The organism is Marinobacter sp. OP 3.4 (assembly GCF_036224885.1).
In the GTDB taxonomy this organism is placed as follows: Bacteria; Pseudomonadota; Gammaproteobacteria; order Pseudomonadales; family Oleiphilaceae; genus Marinobacter.
In genome coordinates this window covers 12,058-27,660 of record NZ_JAVVLT010000119.1, presented here as the reverse complement: position 1 = coordinate 27,660, position 15,603 = coordinate 12,058, and the positions used below count along the sequence as shown (strand labels likewise).

Below are 15,603 nucleotides of genomic sequence, written 5' to 3'. Positions count from 1 at the left end.
TTCAGGGGCCGTCCCTGGCGCCCGCCTTGCTCCGCGCCATCCCTGGCGCTGCTGCGAAAGCATACCCACCGGACGTCCGACCGAATCACGAGTTAACGTCCAGATGAGCTTCGCTCACAACACTGAGCGATACCTGTGAAATTTGCAGTTCTGAACCGGACTCAGAACCAGTCGTTCTCCATATCGATATTGTCCCGGTTGCCGGCACTCAGCAGGTGGGCGTAGCCCTCCAGTGGTGCCAGTTCCCAGTCCATGAAATAACGGGCGGTGTGGATCTTACCACGGTAGAAGGCTTCTTCGGTGCCCGAGGCGCCGTCAGCCAGTGCCTGTTCGGCCACCATGGCCTGCTTCAGCCAGATCCAGCCCACCAGCACCCTGCCGAACATGTCCAGGTACATGGTGGCGTTGGACAGGCCATGGTCCGGATCGTTCGCCAGTTGGTGCTGCAGGTCCGCGGTGACGCCAACCAGCAGTACCAGGGCTTCCCTTAGCTGGTGGACGAAGTGGCCGCAGGTTTCCATGTCGGCGGCGTCTTCCAGTGTCGCGTGGATGCGGCGCTGGAATTCGGCGTAGCCGTCGCCGCCTTTCGGGCCCAGTTTGCGGCCCAGCAGGTCGATGCCCTGGATACCTTCGGTGCCTTCGTGGATCGGGTTCAGGCGGTTGTCCCGATAGAGCTGTTCCAGCGGGTAGTCCCGGGTATAGCCGGCACCGCCGAGCACCTGGATGCCCAGGTCCGAGGCGATGACGCCGTATTTGGACGGCCAGGTTTTTACCATCGGCGTGATCAGGTCCAGCAGTTCGGCGGCGGCCTTGCGCTCGCCCTCGTCGGCGGCGGTGTTGGCATCCTCCACCAGGGTGCTGGCGTAGAGGCACAGGGCCAGGCTGCCTTCGGCGTAGGCTTTCTGCATCAGCAGCATGCGGCGAACATCGGCGTGTTCGACGATCTTCACCTGGGGCGATTCCGGGTGCTTGTTGCTCACGGGGCGGCCCTGGGGGCGGTCGCGGGCGTAGTCGAGGGCTTCCAGGTAGCTCTGGTAGCCCATGGCGGCGGCGCCCAGGCCGACGCCGATGCGGGCTTCGTTCATCATCTGGAACATATAGCCCAGGCCCTTATGGGGTTCGCCCACCAGATAGCCCACGGCGCCGTCCTTCTCACCGAAGTTGAGCACGGTGGAGGTGGTGTTGCGGTAGCCCATCTTGTGCAGCAGGCCGGCCAGGGCCACGTCGTTGCGCTCGCCCCGGCTGCCATCGTCGTTGACGTGGAACTTGGGCACCAGGAACAGGGAGATGCCGCGAACACCGGCCGGCGCGCCGTCGATACGGGCCAGTACCATGTGGCAGATATTCTCGGTCAGCTCGTGGTCACCACCGGAGATGTACATCTTGTTGCCGAACAGGCGGTAGCTGCCGTCGTCTGCCGGTTTCGCCATGGTGCGCAGGTCGCCGAGCGCGGAGCCCTGTCCGGGTTCGGTCAGGGCCATGGTGCCGCTGTAGCGGCCGTCCAGCATGGCGGGCAGGTACTTGTCCTTCAGTTCGTCGCTGCCGAAGCTCTTGAGCAGGTTGGCGGCGCCGATGGTGAGGAAGGAATAGGCGGTGCTGGAGACGTTGGCGGCGTTGAAGTAGGCCATGCTGGCCCGCAGCACCACTTCCGGGAGCTGGGAGCCGCCGTCGTCGAAATCATGGTGGGACGCCAGAAAGCCGGCTTCGGCAAAGGCATTCCAGGCATTCTGGGTTTCCGGGATCAGGGTGACTTTTTCGCCGTCGAAGGTGGGTTCGTTGGCATCGCCCTTCTGGTTGTGGGGGGCGAAGTACTGGGCGGCGATGTCCCGGGCGGTGTTGAGGGTGGCGTCGAATATCGCCCGGTCATGGTCCGCGTAGCGGGGCCGTTCCAGCAGGGCGTCGGTATCTAGAACTTCGTAGAGTTGGAATTGCAGGTCGCGATCGTTGAGCAGGGTTGCCATGGTTGCAGTTTTCCGGGGGTAAAGGACCCGGAGCCGCCTGGCTCCGGGTCGGCGGGACGTTCAGCGTGCTAAACCTCCAGCCATTCCTTGCGGATTTCAGGGTTGTTTTTCAGGTCTTCGGGGGTGCCTTCAAAGACAATTTCCCCTTCGCCCATGATGTAGATGCGATCCGCGATATCCAGTGCGATGGAGAGCTTCTGCTCCACCAGCAGCACCGCCAGGCCGTCCTCGGCCATCTGTTTGAGAATCGCGGCCACATCGGCCACCACTTTCGGTGCCAGACCCTCAGTGGGTTCATCCACCAGGATGCACTGTGGGTCTCCCATCAGGGCGCGGAACATGCTGAGCATCTGCTGCTCGCCCCCGGACAGTACCTCCGCCGGGGTGTGTTCCCTTTCCTTGAGTCGCGGGAAGGACTCGTACACCTTGTCCAGGGTCCACGTGTTGCCGGTCTGGCCTTTTTTCTTCATGCCCAGCTCCAGGTTCTGGAGCACGGACAGGCCGGGGAAAATAGCACGATCCTCCGGCACGTAGCCAATGCCGGCGTGGGCGATTTCATGGGATTGTTTGCCGCTGAGGGTATTGCCATCGAACTCCACGTGTCCCACCGGTGCCACCAGCCCCATGACGGCCTTGCACAGGGTGGAACGACCCACCCCGTTACGACCCAGCAGGCTGACCACTTCGCCGCGTTCGACCGACATGTTCACACCACGCAGTACGTGGCTCTTGCCATAATAGGCATTCAAATCCTGGATCTTGAGCATCAGTGGACCTCCGTACCGAGATAGGCTTCCTGGACCGCCGCGTTATTGCGGATTTCTTCCGGGGTGCCGGTGGCGATGATCTCGCCGTACACCAGTACGGAAATCCGGTCCGCCAGTTCGAAGACCACGCTCAGGTCGTGTTCGACCACTACCAGGGTGTTCTCTCCGGTCATGCGCTGGATCAAGTGGATCGCATCGTTGGCCTCGGTGCGGCTCATGCCGGCGGTGGGCTCGTCCAGCAGGATGACCTGGGCACCGGAAGCCACTGTGCAGCCAATTTCCAGGGCACGCTGCTCCGCATAGGTGAGTAGCGATGCCGGTGTGTTCGCCTGTTTGGTGAGGTTAAGGCGCTCCATCAGTTCCGCCGCCCGTTCGGTGACGGCATCCTGCTTGGTGACGCTTTTCCAGAAAGCGTACTTGTGGCCCTCGGACCACAGCAGGGAGCAGCGAAGGTTCTGCATCACTGTCATGTTCTGGAACAGGTTCGTCACCTGGAAGCTGCGGCTCAGCCCCATGCGGTTGACCTTGTGGGCCGGCAGGTTGTGGATGGCATTGTCGAACAGCTTGATGGAGCCGTCGCTCACCTTGAGCCGGCCACTAATCAGGTTGAACAGGGTCGACTTGCCGGCCCCGTTGGGGCCGATAATGACGTGACGTTCGTGCTCATGTACATCGAGGTCGACGCCCCGAATGATCTCGGCGCGCCCGAAGTTCTTCGTGACGCCCTTGAGTTGCAATGCGTTGCGAGTGGTCATGCGTTACCTCCTCTGGACGTGGCGCCGGTATGACGGGAGAGCATTGGCCTGCCGTGGAACAGCATCAGGCCGAAGCCGATGATGGCAATGGCAAAGCAAGCCAGCCATGGCAGAACAGTGGTGGCATCCACCGTGACCCCCATAAGCACGAACGGCGCGCTGGGATCCCAGCTGCGGAAGTAGTGATAGGACAGCTCGATGACGCAGATCGCCCCGAAAATACCGATCAGGCCGGTAACAATCAGGTAAAGACGGATGCCTGTGTTGCCCTTCCAGCCGCCAGCTTTCCAGTTGAGGTACTGGGTGTGGATAACACCGACTATGCCCATGGGCGCGAACATCACGATGGTGATGAACAGCAGGCCGAAATAGAGCACCCAGGCCTCGGTATACGACGACAGGGAACTCTCCAGTACGGTGACGATGGACGCGCCCACGATAGGCCCGATGAAGTAACCGATACCGCCGATGTAGGTGCCCAGCAGCACCGCGCCGGACTGGATCTGACCCACCACCTCGGCATTAACGATCTCGTCGGTGATGACGTAGAGGCCGCCCGCCAGGCCGGCGAAGCAGGCCGACAGGGAGAACTGGATAAAGCGCACAATGGTCGGGTCGTAACCCACGAACTGTGCCCGCTCCGGATTGTCCCTTACGGCGTTCGCCATCCAGCCCAGCGGTGTTTTCCTCAGCAGGTAGATCAGGATAGCGGCAATCAGGGCCCAGGCCACTACCAGGTAATAGACGGCCAGGCTTGACGCATAGTCTATCCCGAACAGTGACGGTGCTTCGGCCCGGTTGCCGAACAGTCCGGCTTCGCCACCGAAGAAGTCGGTGAACATCTGGGAGCTTGAGAACACCAGGGCGCCCAGACCCAGGGTGATCATGGCGAACACAACACCGGCCCGGCGGACCGAGAAAGTGCCGAACAGAATGCCGAAGCCGAGCCCGGCAAGGGCGCCCACCAGCGGGAGCAGTTCCACCGGCAGGCCCTGGCCGCCCGCGTCATTGATGGCGCGCAGCACGTGCATGGCAACGTAGGCGCCAAGGCCATAGTAGACCGCGTGACCGAACGACAGCAGGCCGGTGTTGCCCAGCAGCATGTTGTAGGAGAGCGCGAAGATGATCGCCACACCCATGTGGCTGAGCAGGTTGATGGCGTGGCCGGACGTGAAGATGAACGGCAGGACCAGCGCCGCCAGTGGAATCACGACCCAGGGCCAGAGCTTCAGCAGGTTGGTCCGGCCTGCCACGGATGGGGTAGCCATAGACTTTGTTTCCTGTTGTGTTGTTGTTGTGGAATTCATGCTTCACGTTTCCCGAGCAGGCCACGGGGTCTGAAGATCAGCGTCAGAACCAGAAGCAGGAACGGCAGCACCGGTGCGATACGGGTGGTTTCCATATGCCAGAGCACGCCGAAGAAACCGGAGTCCTCGATACCCAGGGCACCGAAGGCACCTGCCAGGGAGAAGTTGATGGACAGGAAAAAGGTCTGCAGGATCCCGATGATCAGGGAGGCGATCAACGCGCCGGGCACCGAACCCAGGCCGCCGAGTACCACCACCACAAAGACGATGGGGCCCATCATGAAGGCCATGCCGGGGTCGGTCACGAAGTGGATGCCACCGACAACGCCGCCGAGGCCGGCCAGGGCGCAACCAAAGGCAAACACCAGCATGAACACCCGGGGTACGTTATGACCCAGTGCACCAACCATATCGGGGCGTGACAGGGCCCCCTGTATGATCAGACCGGCACGGGTCTTTTTCAGGAGGAACCAGAGGCCCACAAACATGGCGACCGCAACCACCAGAATAAACACTTTGAACACGGAGTAGTTCAGGCCGAACATGCTAAAGGCGGTGGTGTCCAGGGCGGGCGGAGCCTTGTAGGGAACCGGCACGGTACCCCAAAAAAGGGCAACAAGTTCCTCAATGACATAGGCCAGGCCAAAGGTAAACAGCAGCTCTGGAACGTGGCCGAACTGGTGTACCCGGCGTAGTCCGTAACGCTCGACCAGCGCACCAAAGGCGCCGACAGCGATGGGAGCGAGGAACAGGGCAACCCAGAAGCCCGTCCCCAGGCCGAGGGTATAAGCGAAATAGGCGCCGAGCATGTAGAAGCTGGCGTGGGCAAAGTTCAAGACACCCATCATCCCGAAGATCAGGGTCAGGCCGCTGGACATCATGAACAGCAGCGTACCGTAGAGCACGCCATTGAAAATGGAATAAGCGATGGTTTCGAGCATGGTGAGACCAATTCCTGGTTATTTTTCTGGGGGACTCCGGTGGCGTTGCACCACCGGAGTGTCGCTCGGGGTTATGGGCGTTTCATGTCGCAGGAGGTCTCATCCGTGGCCTGCTCAACCGGAATGTTGGCGACGGTCCGGAAACCCACGCCGGAGTTGTCGGCATCGTACTTGGCGTCAGCGTCCATGACAGACATGTACATGGGCTGCAGGATCTGGTGATCCTGGGCGCGCATGGTGACGGTGCCGGTCGGAGACTTGTACTCCATGCCTTCCAGGGCCTTGGCGATGGCATCGATATCATCGGAGCTGCCAACTTCCTCAATGGCCTTCTTGAGCATGTGCATCTGGTTGTAGATGCGATGATAGTACCAGTCGATTTCCGGGTAGCGCTTCTTGAACTCGTTGAACCAGGCTTCGTATTCGGTCAGGCCTTCGTCCACGTTAACGTCCGCATGCCACTCGGTGACCTGGTAGAGCATGTCCTCGCCACGCTCACCAACGGCGGCGGGAGTGCCCAGGCCGCCCCCATAGTAGGTGTAGATGTCCACGTCCAGGCCGGCACTGTCGATGGCGCGGACCAGCAGAGACAGGTCGTTGCCCCAGTTACCGGAGACGACGGTGTCGGCACCGGACTGCTCGATACGGGAGACATAGGGTGAGAAGTCCCGTACCTGGGCGATCGGGTGGAGTACGTCACCAACGATCTCGGCATCCAGGTTCTTCTCGTCAACCAGTTCCTTCATGCGCTTGGAAATGAACTGGCCGTGGGAGTAGTCCTGGTTGATCAGGAAGATATCGTCGATGCTGTCGTCCCTGGTCTTTATGTAGTTGGCCAGGGCTTCCAGTTTGATGGCGCTGTTGGCGTCCCAGCGGAAGTGGTAGAAACTGCAGCGCTCGTTGGTCAGCGCAGGATCCACCGCAGCGTAGTTCAGATAAAGCACCTTATCGTCGGGATTACGGCTGTTATTCCGGTCGACGGCTTCCACCAGGGCGCCCGCCACGTTGGAGCCGTTACCCTGAGTTACGAAGTTGATGCCTTCGTCCGCCGCCCGTTGCAGCAGCTGTACCGATTCCGACGGGCTCTGCTTGTTGTCCATGGGCACGATTTCGATATCCCGTCCCATGATGCCGCCGGCTTCGTTCATTTTTTCGGCAGCAAAGCGGAAGTGCTTCAGGCCGGCATCGCCGACGTTGGCGAAGGGGCCGGAAAGTGGCTCGATGTAGGCGATCCGGATTGGGCCTTCCTGAGCGTAGGTGAATGAGGAAATGGCCATGGAAAGGCCAATCATGGTGCCGGTGAATACTCCGGTCTTCTTGTTTCGAATCATGATTTTCTCCTGATTGTCGCTGCCGACAGGGCAGCGGATTTCTTGTACTTGTTGGTTCGAGTTTCAAACTGTATAGCGAGCGCTTGTTCTATTCAATCTGAAGAGCGATATATTTTTGCTATGAAAATGCCTCCTGAAATTGGGTGAATTCAGATGCTTGCATTTCATCCCTCGAATCAAAGGTATAGTTGAATTACTCAACCAGTTCAACCGGCAAAGTCACGTTTACCGGATTTTTACTGTAGCCGGAATTCGCAGATTTGCATGGCGAGTCCGGAATTTTCCGATTTGTCCTTCCAGGGTCTTCGCCACCGCGTAGAGAAGTGACAGGCGCACGTTAGGGAGGTTCCACACGGCGCCGGTCGGGAACGCTACTCCACGCACTCAAACGAGGTGGCTGAATCCGGGTCACCGCCGCTGGTGTATTGAGGCCAGGCCGGATAGTTGCACAGGGGGCGTGTACGGCCTGGCTTGCCAACGGTGTCGGTGGTGATCTGGTTTTCCGGGGCGATGTCATGCTCTGCCCACTCTTCCAGGGCGGTAAGGGAATCCCAGGTGGCGTTGAAGAAAGAGCTGGCGCCGTGTCCGAACCCTGGAACTTCGTAGTAGCGGACAAAACCGTCCACCTTCTCCTGCCCCATCTGGTCAATCAGCCGGTCGTAATAGATCTCGGTGGCCCGGGAACTGACCAGGATATCCGAGAGGCCATGGGCCAGCAGCAGCTTTCCGCCGCCGTCCGCAAACTCGGAGATATCAGTGCCGGCGTTGAAGGGCACACTCAGTTCACTGATGCGGTCGGCAAACGCCTGCCGCGGATTGATCGGATCGAAGTCAAAGGAGTTGAAGGAGGCATCCTGCGCCACCGAATACCTGACCCACTGGTCCACCAGCACGCTCAGATAGGGAGCGGAGCGTGGCATCGGGTTGTCGGGCTGGCTGGTGCCCAGGGCCAGGAAAACAACAATGGGCTGTACCGCTGTATCAATGCTGGTGATGCCCAGATCAGCGCCCCAGACATTGCTGCCGGGATAGCCGGTTTCGCCATTGGCCAGTTCGAACTGGAAGGTTACCCCATCGTTCATGGCATTCAGCGCGTCAATCTGGGCATCGGACAGGCAGTGGTTGCCGTCGTCCGCGCCGCCGGGGCAGCGGATGGCCACGCCGTTCAGGGTTGCGGTTGCCGGATCGAAGGTCGCGTTGCACTGGCGCTGGTCGCTGATGATGTCGTCTTCAAGCCCGTCCAGATCATCACAGGCCTCCAGGGCGGCGTCCAGCAGCAACTGGCGTTCGGCGGAATCGGGATAGGCGCCGGGCTTGGCCAGTTCCAGGCTGAGGTGTTGCCCGGCCAGCCACGCCGACATGTTGTTCCAGGCCGGATACCAGGCAATGGCTCCGTCCCAGTCATCCGGCCACCGCTGGATATTGGTCAGGGCCTCACGTCCGCCTGTCGAACCGCCGGCGAAGTAGCTTTTTTCGGGGTCGCTGGCGTACCGCTTGCCGACGATGAAGACGGCGGCGTCGCGGGTCTTCTTGAGGGCGTCGCCGGCAAAATTACGCACGGCCTCTTCATTGAGGCCCCAGCGCCCGTCCTGTGAGCCGTAGTCGTTGGCCTGATGGCCGGAGTCGCTGGCAAAGGTGGCATACCCCCGGCCAAGGGGTGTCACGGCATCGGGGGCGCCCTGGGGGACGTTACCGGTGATGGCGGGGATGGTGCCGTTGAAGCCGCCTCCACCGAACATGAGTACCTTGGAATTCCAGTCTGCAGGCAATGCCACCCGGAATAGGATGTCGGGCGCATCCGGGTCGACGGAGGCGATGCTCCCGGAGACGAGGCAGTGCTCAGGGATGGCGGCAGCCCCGCTGCCACTGGCTGCCACGACTTCTGTGTCGGTAACGGTAGCACCGGAGGTCGATAAGGCCATTTCTTCCGCCGGGATCTCCAGGCCTGCCAGCTGTTCGCAGGTCATCGGGTCTGCGGCAGAGGATGAACCGTCTCCATCTCCACATCCGGCTATCAGCGTGACGGCCATACAGCCAGCCGCGATCCCTGACAACCTAAAGTTAATGTTTTCCATTGTCGGATCCTTGTTGTCATTGTTTTTGGACTTCGGTGCCACATGGGCGCCGACCCCCGACCATAAGCAATTCAATGGGGGTGGACAATGTGGGTTCGCTACATAAATTTGGGTTTAAATCTGTGTTTATGTCACAGCGGGTTGTCTGTCCTGCCTGTCAGGTCCCTGCCATAGCGCTCTATCTGCCGGACGTGCTGGTGCGCTAAAGAACCGGTCGCTGCCGGTAACACCAGGGCAGGTCTCTGGGCCTTACCGGCCTGCGGCTTTTTTCAGGTTGAGCAACCGTAACGCCAGTTGGATCTCCAGGGAGCGGCCATCCTGCTGCCAGGGCCCCAGTATGCCGTTGATGGCCTCAAGCCGGTTGTGAACGGTATTGACGTGGAGTTTCAGTTTGCGGGCGGTGGCCCTGGCATTCTGCTGCTCATTCATGAACGTGAGCAGCGTTCTGACCAGCTCGGTTCTCCTGGCCTGGTCCGCCTCGACAAGCTCGCCAATCGTTGCCCGGATAAAGGCCGCCACATCCACCGACGTGCTGTTACCAAACAACGGCGTATAGATGGCATATTCATGATAGAAGAAGGTGGCATTGCGGCGCCCGAGGTGCTCCGCCACCTGAAGTGACTGTACTGCCAGTCGATATTCCCGGGGCAGGTCCTCCGACCGGTTGATGGGCTGGGATAGCGCGGTCAGTCCGCTCCAGCCGGCCTCGTTGGCCATGTGTTCATGAAGGAAATGCCGGATCGCCCGGGTGTCCTCCTGGTTAAACAGGAGGATAAGCCGGTCGTCGATTTCCGTCGCCAGGCCTGACAGCGACTTCAGCCGTTTACTGATTTTCTTCAGGAAGAAGTGGAGCTTTGACGGCTCAAGGGCAACAACCGCCAGCAACATGGGTGCCTGCGTATCAAGGCCGATCTGCAAGGCTTGGGTTCGGGTGGGTTGCCGGGTCGACTCTTTTGGGTCCAGGAGATCGGTAAGGGTCGTCTTGATGTCGAGCAGGTTGGTGGCGGTCTTTTTTTCCTCCAGCAGGTTCAGTACCGCAATGGCGGTGGACGAGCGCTCGAAAATCCGCATCTGGTGACCGGACAGCGGTTTTTGCGTGCGGATCAACAAGGATCCCAGGTGATCATTGCCACTGGATACCGCCATCAGATTGAGGGTGTCCTGGTTGCCGTCCAGGGTCACCGAGCGGCCGGTAAGCCGGCTGCTGTCGATGGCTTCGGCCACCTGTTTGCTGAATCGGTTGTTGAGGATGGCGGTCTCGAAGAATGTCAGGGCCTTCTGCGGGATGGCGCTGGTCATCGACCCCATGGGGTCCAGGAACCCGAGTTCGCCTTCCAGCAGGTTGGCGATCAGGCTGAGCATTTCCTGCTGGCTGCCGCCCCTGGCAATCTGGGAAGTGAGCTTTTCATGGGCGTCGGTGGCATGCTCCAGCACCGCCACCTTGTCTTCGAGCTCCCGGTTTGCCTGCTCGGCGTACCTCAGGGCCTGCTGTTTCTGCTCGAAGGTTCGCGCATTGCGGATAGCAACGGAGGCATGGGCTGCAAGGGTGCCGAGGACGGAAATCTCCCATGGCTGGTGAAAACGCTGGTAACGATCGGCCACGATCAATACGCCGATGACCTCGGAATCCGCCATGATGGGCACCGAAAGCACCGACTGGATACCTTCTTCCGCCATGGCCCTGTCCATCACCGAATCATGGGTGAACTGTCCTTCGGTCAAATAGTCCTGAGTGCTGAATGCCGACCGTGACTGGCGCACATAGCTGGCAATGCCGGCATGTTCCGGGCCACTCAGATTCTTGATGAGCTCGGTGTAGGCGCCATCAATGGCCAGGATCCTGCCCTGGCCATCCAGCGTTTGGCCAGCGAGCCAGGCGAGATCGCTGCCCAACAGCTTGCGTCCGCGCACCACAATGCTGGTCAGGACGGCGTCGGGGTCCTGCAGCTCTGTCAGTGTTTCTGCGCTTTCGGAGACGGCCCTGAGGGATCGTTCGTTGAGCTGATACTGTTCGTTTCGTTCCGCGAGTCTGATGGCCTTTCTCACGGCGGCGAGTAATTCAGACTTCTCTTCGGCGCTGAAAGCGAATGATTCGGCCTCGGAAAGACGTCTGGAAAGTTCGCTGGCTCCCCGCCCCTTTTCCAGGTCATCGAGAATGGCCTGATAGGTCCGGGCCAGCCGGATGCTGCTGTCTGCCATGGTCGGGTACTCGTTTAACGTGAAAGGGGCAAAGTCTGGTTTGTTGTCATAGCTAAATCAACGAATATGTGACAATCAAACATTGTTGGCGGTGCCATGGGGCTTTAATATGATGCCTTTTCCCAGTGGGATGGGGGCGAACGCCATTCAGAAATGCTGTCCACGCCCGCATACGGTTGAGCTCCGCTCACTATTATCCGATAGTATTCCATCGAGTTGATCGAGCGATTGTTATATTTTTTAGCCGATGTCGCCCAATGGGCTTTGACACGGCTACCAGTCAAGACCAACAACAAACGGAGACTGCCATGACAACCCAGACCCCCGAATGCCTGTGGCAACCCACTCAGGCCCGCATCGAAAACAGCCGCATGCATGACTTCATGCAATGGCTGAAGCAGCATCGCGGGCTGGAATTCCGGGACTATAACGCCCTGTGGCAATGGTCCGTGGACCAGTTGGAGGACTTCTGGGCCGCCTTCTGGGACTATTTCGACATCCGCCATTCCTCGCCGTACCTGCGGGTTCTGGACGGTGACCGCATGCCCGGTGCCACATGGTTCGAGGGCGCCAGGCTCAATATGATTGAGCAGGGGTTCCGGTTCCATGACGATGAGCCGGATCGCCCCGCCATCATTTCCCGCTCGGAGATCCGTCCCCTCCAGGAACTGTCCTGGGGCGACCTGAAGACACAGGTGGCGTCCTTTGCCCATGGTCTTCGCCAGATGGGCGTCGGCCCCGGCGACCGGGTGGTGGCCTACCTGCCGAACATCCCCGAAACCGTTGTGGCCTTCTATGCCTGCGCCAGTATTGGCGCCATCTGGTCGAGCTGTTCGCCGGACATGGGCACCCGCAGCGTGATTGACCGCTTCCGCCAGATCGACCCCAAGGTGATGATCGTGGTGGACGGCTACCGCTATGGGGGCAAGGATTTCAACCGCATGGATGTGGTCCGTCAGCTACGCTCCGAACTGCCCACCATTGAGCAGGTGGTGCTGCTGCCTTACCTGGATTCCGGCGCGAGCCTGGACGATAGCGTAGCCTGGTCGGACATGCTGGCCCATGACCAGCCCATGACCTTCGAGCAACTGCCCTTTGATCATCCCCTGTGGGTGGTCTATTCCTCCGGCACCACCGGTATGCCCAAGCCCATTGTCCACAGCCATGGTGGTGCCCTGCTGGAAGGCCTGCAGGGCCAGGGGCTTCACATGGACCTGCAGCCGGACGACCGCTACCTGTGGTTCACCACCACCGGCTGGATCATGTGGAACGCGCAGATCGGCGGGCTGCTGCTGGGCAGTACCATCTGCATCTACGACGGCAACCCCGGCTATCCGGACCTGGGCACCCTGTGGCGATTCGCCGGTGAGGCGGGGGTCACCTTCTTCGGCGCCGGTGCGGCCTACTTCCTCAACTGCAAGAAGGCGGGAATCCATCCCCGGGAGTACGCTGACCTCAGTGTTATCCACTCCGTGGGTTCCACCGGGTCGCCCCTGCCGGATGAAGGCTACAAGTGGATCATGAACGAGATCGGCGAGGATGTGCTGGTGGCGCCCATCAGCGGTGGCACCGATGTGGCGGCCTTCTATGTGGGCTGTAACCCGATCATGCCGGTCTATGCCGGCGAGATGCAGTGCCGTACCCTTGGTACTGCTGTCTATGCATTCGATGAAGAGGGTAAGGTCGTGAATGATGAGGTGGGAGAGCTGGTGGTGACCCGCCCCATGCCCTCCATGCCGCTGTACTTCTGGGGCGACGAGGGCGGTCATCGCTACCACGACAGTTACTTCGACACCTACCCGGGTATCTGGCGCCATGGCGACTGGATACGGATCACGCCCCGGGGCGGCGCAGTGATTTACGGCCGCTCTGACACCACCATCAATCGCCAGGGTGTGCGAATGGGCACCGGTGAGATCTACCGGGTGGTGGAGGAAATCCCCGAGGTGCTGGACTCGTTGATTGTCGACCTGGAGTACCTGGGGCGGGAATCCTGGATGCCGCTGTTCGTGGTGCTGCGGGAAGGCGTCGAGCTGGATGACAGCCTGACCGGGCGCATCCGCGCCGCCATCCGGGACAACCTCTCGGCCCGCCACGTGCCCAACGAGATCATCCCTGTGGCGGCCATTCCCTATACCCTGACCGGCAAGAAGATGGAACTGCCCATCCGCAAGCTGCTGCTGGGCAAGCCGCTGGCGCAGGTGGCCAGCCCCGACGCCATGGCCAACCCCGAGAGCCTGGACTTCTATATCCGTTTCGCCGAAGAACGGGGCACGGCGCTGGTGGAATAAGGGGCCTGGGCGTCTGCGCGATTTCGACCGCGCAGACGCCTGGGTCAACGGAGGTTGTAGTACACCGCCGTTGATCCCCGGTTCTCCCTGGCCTTGTCGATTTCCGCCCGGGCCACGGTACGCAGGTGCACCTCGTCGGGGCCGTCCAGGAAGCGCAGGGCCCGGCCCCAGGTCCACAGGTAGGCCAGGGGCGTGTCCGGGGTCAGGCCCATGGCGCCGAACACCTGCATGGCCCGGTCCACCACCCGGGTCTGCAGGCGTGCGGCCACCAGTTTGATGGCGGAGACATCCACCCGGGCGGCGGTGTTGCCGAAGGTATCCATCTTCCAGGCGGCCTGCAGCACCAGCAGCCGGGCCTGGTCGATCTCCAGGCGGGATTCGGCGATCCAGTCCCGGACGTTCTCATACTCGCTGAGGAACTTGCCGAAGGTGCGCCGTTCCAGCGACCGTTCCGTCATCATCTCCAGGGCCAGTTCGCACTGGCCGATGGTGCGCATGCAGTGATGCACCCGGCCGGGGCCCAGCCGGGCCTGGGCCATGGCAAAGCCTTCGCCGGGCCGGCCCAGCAGGTTCTCCGCCGGCACCCGCACGTTACGGAAGGCAATCTCGCAGTGTCCCTCCGGTGAGTGGTGCTGCATGATCGGAATGTTGCGCACCACCTCCAGCCCCGGGGTGTCCATGGGCACGATCACCATGGAGTGCTGCTGGTGACGGTTGTCACCGGAGCCGTCGTCACAGCGACCCAGCACAATGGCAAAGCGGCAGTTGGGGTGGTTGGCACCGGTGATAAACCATTTGCGGCCGTCCACCACGTAGTGATCACCATCCCGGCGGATGGTGGTGCTGATGTTGGTGGCGTCGGAGGAGGCGGTGTCCGGTTCGCTCATGGCAAAGCAGGAGCGGATGCGACCCTCCAGTTGAGGCGCCAGCCAGGCATCGTACTGGGCCGGCGTGGCGAACCGGTGCAGCAGTTCCATATTGCCGGTGTCCGGGGCGCTGCAGTTGAACACTTCCGCCGCCCAGGGCAACCGCCCCATGATTTCCGCCAGGGGCGCGTAGTCCAGGTTGGTCATGGCGGTGCCTGGCTCGGTTTCCTTCAGCTCTGGCAGGAACAGGTTCCAGAGGCCGTCTTCCCGGGCCTGCACTTTCAGGGGCTCCAGGATCTCCAGGGGATAGCACCCGGATTCCGCCATCCTCAGCCAGTCGCTGTTGCGGGGCAGCACATGCTTCTTCATGAACCGCCGCATCAGGTCCTGTACCTGGAGGGAATCATCGGAATGGTTGAAGTCCATGGCTGGGCCCCTGTCAATGGCATGGCGGATCTGCCTGCCAGACTAAGGCAGGGGCGGCCGATGGTCGTTGACTCACATCAAGTGGTGGCCGGCCAGCTTACTTGCCGGCGGTTTCGGCGTGGAGCTCCTTCCAGGCGGCGTAACGATGCAGGTCCGACTCAACCAGTTTCAGGCACAGGGCCACCACGCCGGCGTCGTCCAGCAGGCCGAACCCCAGGATCATGTCGGGGATCAGGTCCAGGGGATTCAGTACGTACAGCAGGGCGCCGGCAATGGCGGCAATGGTCTTCCAGGGTACCTGGCGGTAGCGGCCATTCCAGAAGTCCCGCAGCAGCGAGAACATCAGGCGGATATCCGTTGAGAAGCGGTTCAGCCTGCCGCTGGACTGGACTTTCTCTTCCACCTTCTTCTGCCGTGCCAGCAGTGACTCCAGGCTGTCCTCGTCCACATGGCGACTTTCCCGTTCCAGTTCCTCCCTGGCCTTGCGGTCACTGATTGCGCTCATGGTGCCCCCTTCTTGATGGGTGGAGAATATGAAAAGCATACCAAACCCACACCCCAACACGGCATGGCGTCCCCAATCTGTACGCACTTTCATGAAGCCGGTCCTTCAGCCAGCCAGCGCAACTGGTTATGATGTCCCTCTTTGCCGACAACCCGTGGCCCCATGGCCGCGATTGATCC

Annotated in this window: 11 protein-coding genes; 1 reads left to right on the top strand and 10 read right to left on the bottom strand. The window is 60.9% G+C overall.

All coding sequences use genetic code 11. The features are described from left to right. Window positions 1-161 precede the first annotated feature (161 nt). From RO069_RS20710 to RO069_RS20675, 8 genes are all read right to left on the bottom strand, one after another. Window positions 162-1,961 (bottom strand): acyl-CoA dehydrogenase, encoded by a 1,800-nt coding sequence (locus RO069_RS20710; RefSeq protein ID WP_328190042.1) that lies wholly within the window; start codon window positions 1,959-1,961, stop codon window positions 162-164. 68 nt (window positions 1,962-2,029) lie between these two features. After that, entirely contained in the window at window positions 2,030-2,728 is a 699-nt protein-coding gene (locus RO069_RS20705; RefSeq protein WP_328190040.1) for an ABC transporter ATP-binding protein, read from the bottom strand. Next, complete coding sequence (locus RO069_RS20700) at window positions 2,728-3,483, bottom strand: ABC transporter ATP-binding protein (protein WP_328190038.1); 756 nt, start codon at window positions 3,481-3,483, stop codon at window positions 2,728-2,730. The genes RO069_RS20705 and RO069_RS20700 overlap by 1 nt, the downstream gene beginning before the upstream one ends. Beyond that, window positions 3,480-4,751 carry a branched-chain amino acid ABC transporter permease gene (locus RO069_RS20695; protein ID WP_328190036.1) on the bottom strand — a complete coding sequence of 424 codons (1,272 nt, stop codon included), beginning with the start codon at window positions 4,749-4,751 and terminating at the stop codon, window positions 3,480-3,482. Before RO069_RS20695 ends, RO069_RS20700 begins: the two co-directional genes overlap by 4 nt. Before the next feature lie 35 nt (window positions 4,752-4,786). Then, window positions 4,787-5,731 carry a branched-chain amino acid ABC transporter permease gene (locus RO069_RS20690; protein WP_328190035.1) on the bottom strand — a complete coding sequence of 315 codons (945 nt, stop codon included), beginning with the start codon at window positions 5,729-5,731 and terminating at the stop codon, window positions 4,787-4,789. 71 nt (window positions 5,732-5,802) lie between these two features. Then, window positions 5,803-7,062: a branched-chain amino acid ABC transporter substrate-binding protein gene (locus RO069_RS20685; RefSeq protein WP_328190034.1), complete on the bottom strand. Its 1,260-nt coding sequence runs from the start codon at window positions 7,060-7,062 to the stop codon at window positions 5,803-5,805. Window positions 7,063-7,433: 371 nt separating this feature from the next. Then, window positions 7,434-9,029 carry a tannase/feruloyl esterase family alpha/beta hydrolase gene (locus RO069_RS20680; RefSeq protein WP_328190032.1) on the bottom strand — a complete coding sequence of 532 codons (1,596 nt, stop codon included), beginning with the start codon at window positions 9,027-9,029 and terminating at the stop codon, window positions 7,434-7,436. 357 nt (window positions 9,030-9,386) lie between these two features. Then, window positions 9,387-11,336, bottom strand: a complete 1,950-nt coding sequence (locus RO069_RS20675) for a helix-turn-helix domain-containing protein (protein ID WP_328190031.1) — start codon at window positions 11,334-11,336, stop codon at window positions 9,387-9,389. Between the two features lie 308 nt (window positions 11,337-11,644). Between RO069_RS20675 and RO069_RS20670 the strand changes: the two genes are divergently transcribed. Further along, a complete protein-coding gene (locus RO069_RS20670) occupies window positions 11,645-13,627 on the top strand; it encodes an acetoacetate--CoA ligase (protein ID WP_328190029.1) in 1,983 nt (660 codons plus the stop codon). Window positions 13,628-13,671: 44 nt separating this feature from the next. Here RO069_RS20670 and RO069_RS20665 read toward each other — a convergent pair whose 3' ends face one another. Both RO069_RS20665 and RO069_RS20660 read right to left on the bottom strand, forming a co-directional pair. After that, complete coding sequence (locus tag RO069_RS20665; protein WP_328190028.1) at window positions 13,672-14,919, bottom strand: acyl-CoA dehydrogenase family protein; 1,248 nt, start codon at window positions 14,917-14,919, stop codon at window positions 13,672-13,674. A gap of 97 nt (window positions 14,920-15,016) precedes the next feature. After that, the gene (locus tag RO069_RS20660; RefSeq protein WP_328190026.1) at window positions 15,017-15,424 is read right to left on the bottom strand and encodes a YkvA family protein; all 408 of its coding nucleotides are present in this window, start codon (window positions 15,422-15,424) and stop codon (window positions 15,017-15,019) included. Window positions 15,425-15,603 lie beyond the last annotated feature (179 nt).

What these genes read in the sequence shown, in the direction of transcription:
- RO069_RS20710 (WP_328190042.1), bottom strand. Translation starts at nt 1,961, where the DNA reads ATGGCAACCCTGCTCAACGATCGCGACCTGCAATTCCAACTCTACGAA.
- RO069_RS20705 (WP_328190040.1), bottom strand. Translation starts at nt 2,728, where the DNA reads ATGCTCAAGATCCAGGATTTGAATGCCTATTATGGCAAGAGCCACGTA.
- RO069_RS20700 (WP_328190038.1), bottom strand. Translation starts at nt 3,483, where the DNA reads ATGACCACTCGCAACGCATTGCAACTCAAGGGCGTCACGAAGAACTTC.
- RO069_RS20695 (WP_328190036.1), bottom strand. Translation starts at nt 4,751, where the DNA reads ATGGCTACCCCATCCGTGGCAGGCCGGACCAACCTGCTGAAGCTCTGG.
- RO069_RS20690 (WP_328190035.1), bottom strand. Translation starts at nt 5,731, where the DNA reads ATGCTCGAAACCATCGCTTATTCCATTTTCAATGGCGTGCTCTACGGT.
- RO069_RS20685 (WP_328190034.1), bottom strand. Translation starts at nt 7,062, where the DNA reads ATGATTCGAAACAAGAAGACCGGAGTATTCACCGGCACCATGATTGGC.
- RO069_RS20680 (WP_328190032.1), bottom strand. Translation starts at nt 9,029, where the DNA reads ATGACCTGCGAACAGCTGGCAGGCCTGGAGATCCCGGCGGAAGAAATG.
- RO069_RS20675 (WP_328190031.1), bottom strand. Translation starts at nt 11,336, where the DNA reads ATGGCAGACAGCAGCATCCGGCTGGCCCGGACCTATCAGGCCATTCTC.
- RO069_RS20670 (WP_328190029.1), top strand. Translation starts at nt 11,645, where the DNA reads ATGACAACCCAGACCCCCGAATGCCTGTGGCAACCCACTCAGGCCCGC.
- RO069_RS20665 (WP_328190028.1), bottom strand. Translation starts at nt 14,919, where the DNA reads ATGGACTTCAACCATTCCGATGATTCCCTCCAGGTACAGGACCTGATG.
- RO069_RS20660 (WP_328190026.1), bottom strand. Translation starts at nt 15,424, where the DNA reads ATGAGCGCAATCAGTGACCGCAAGGCCAGGGAGGAACTGGAACGGGAA.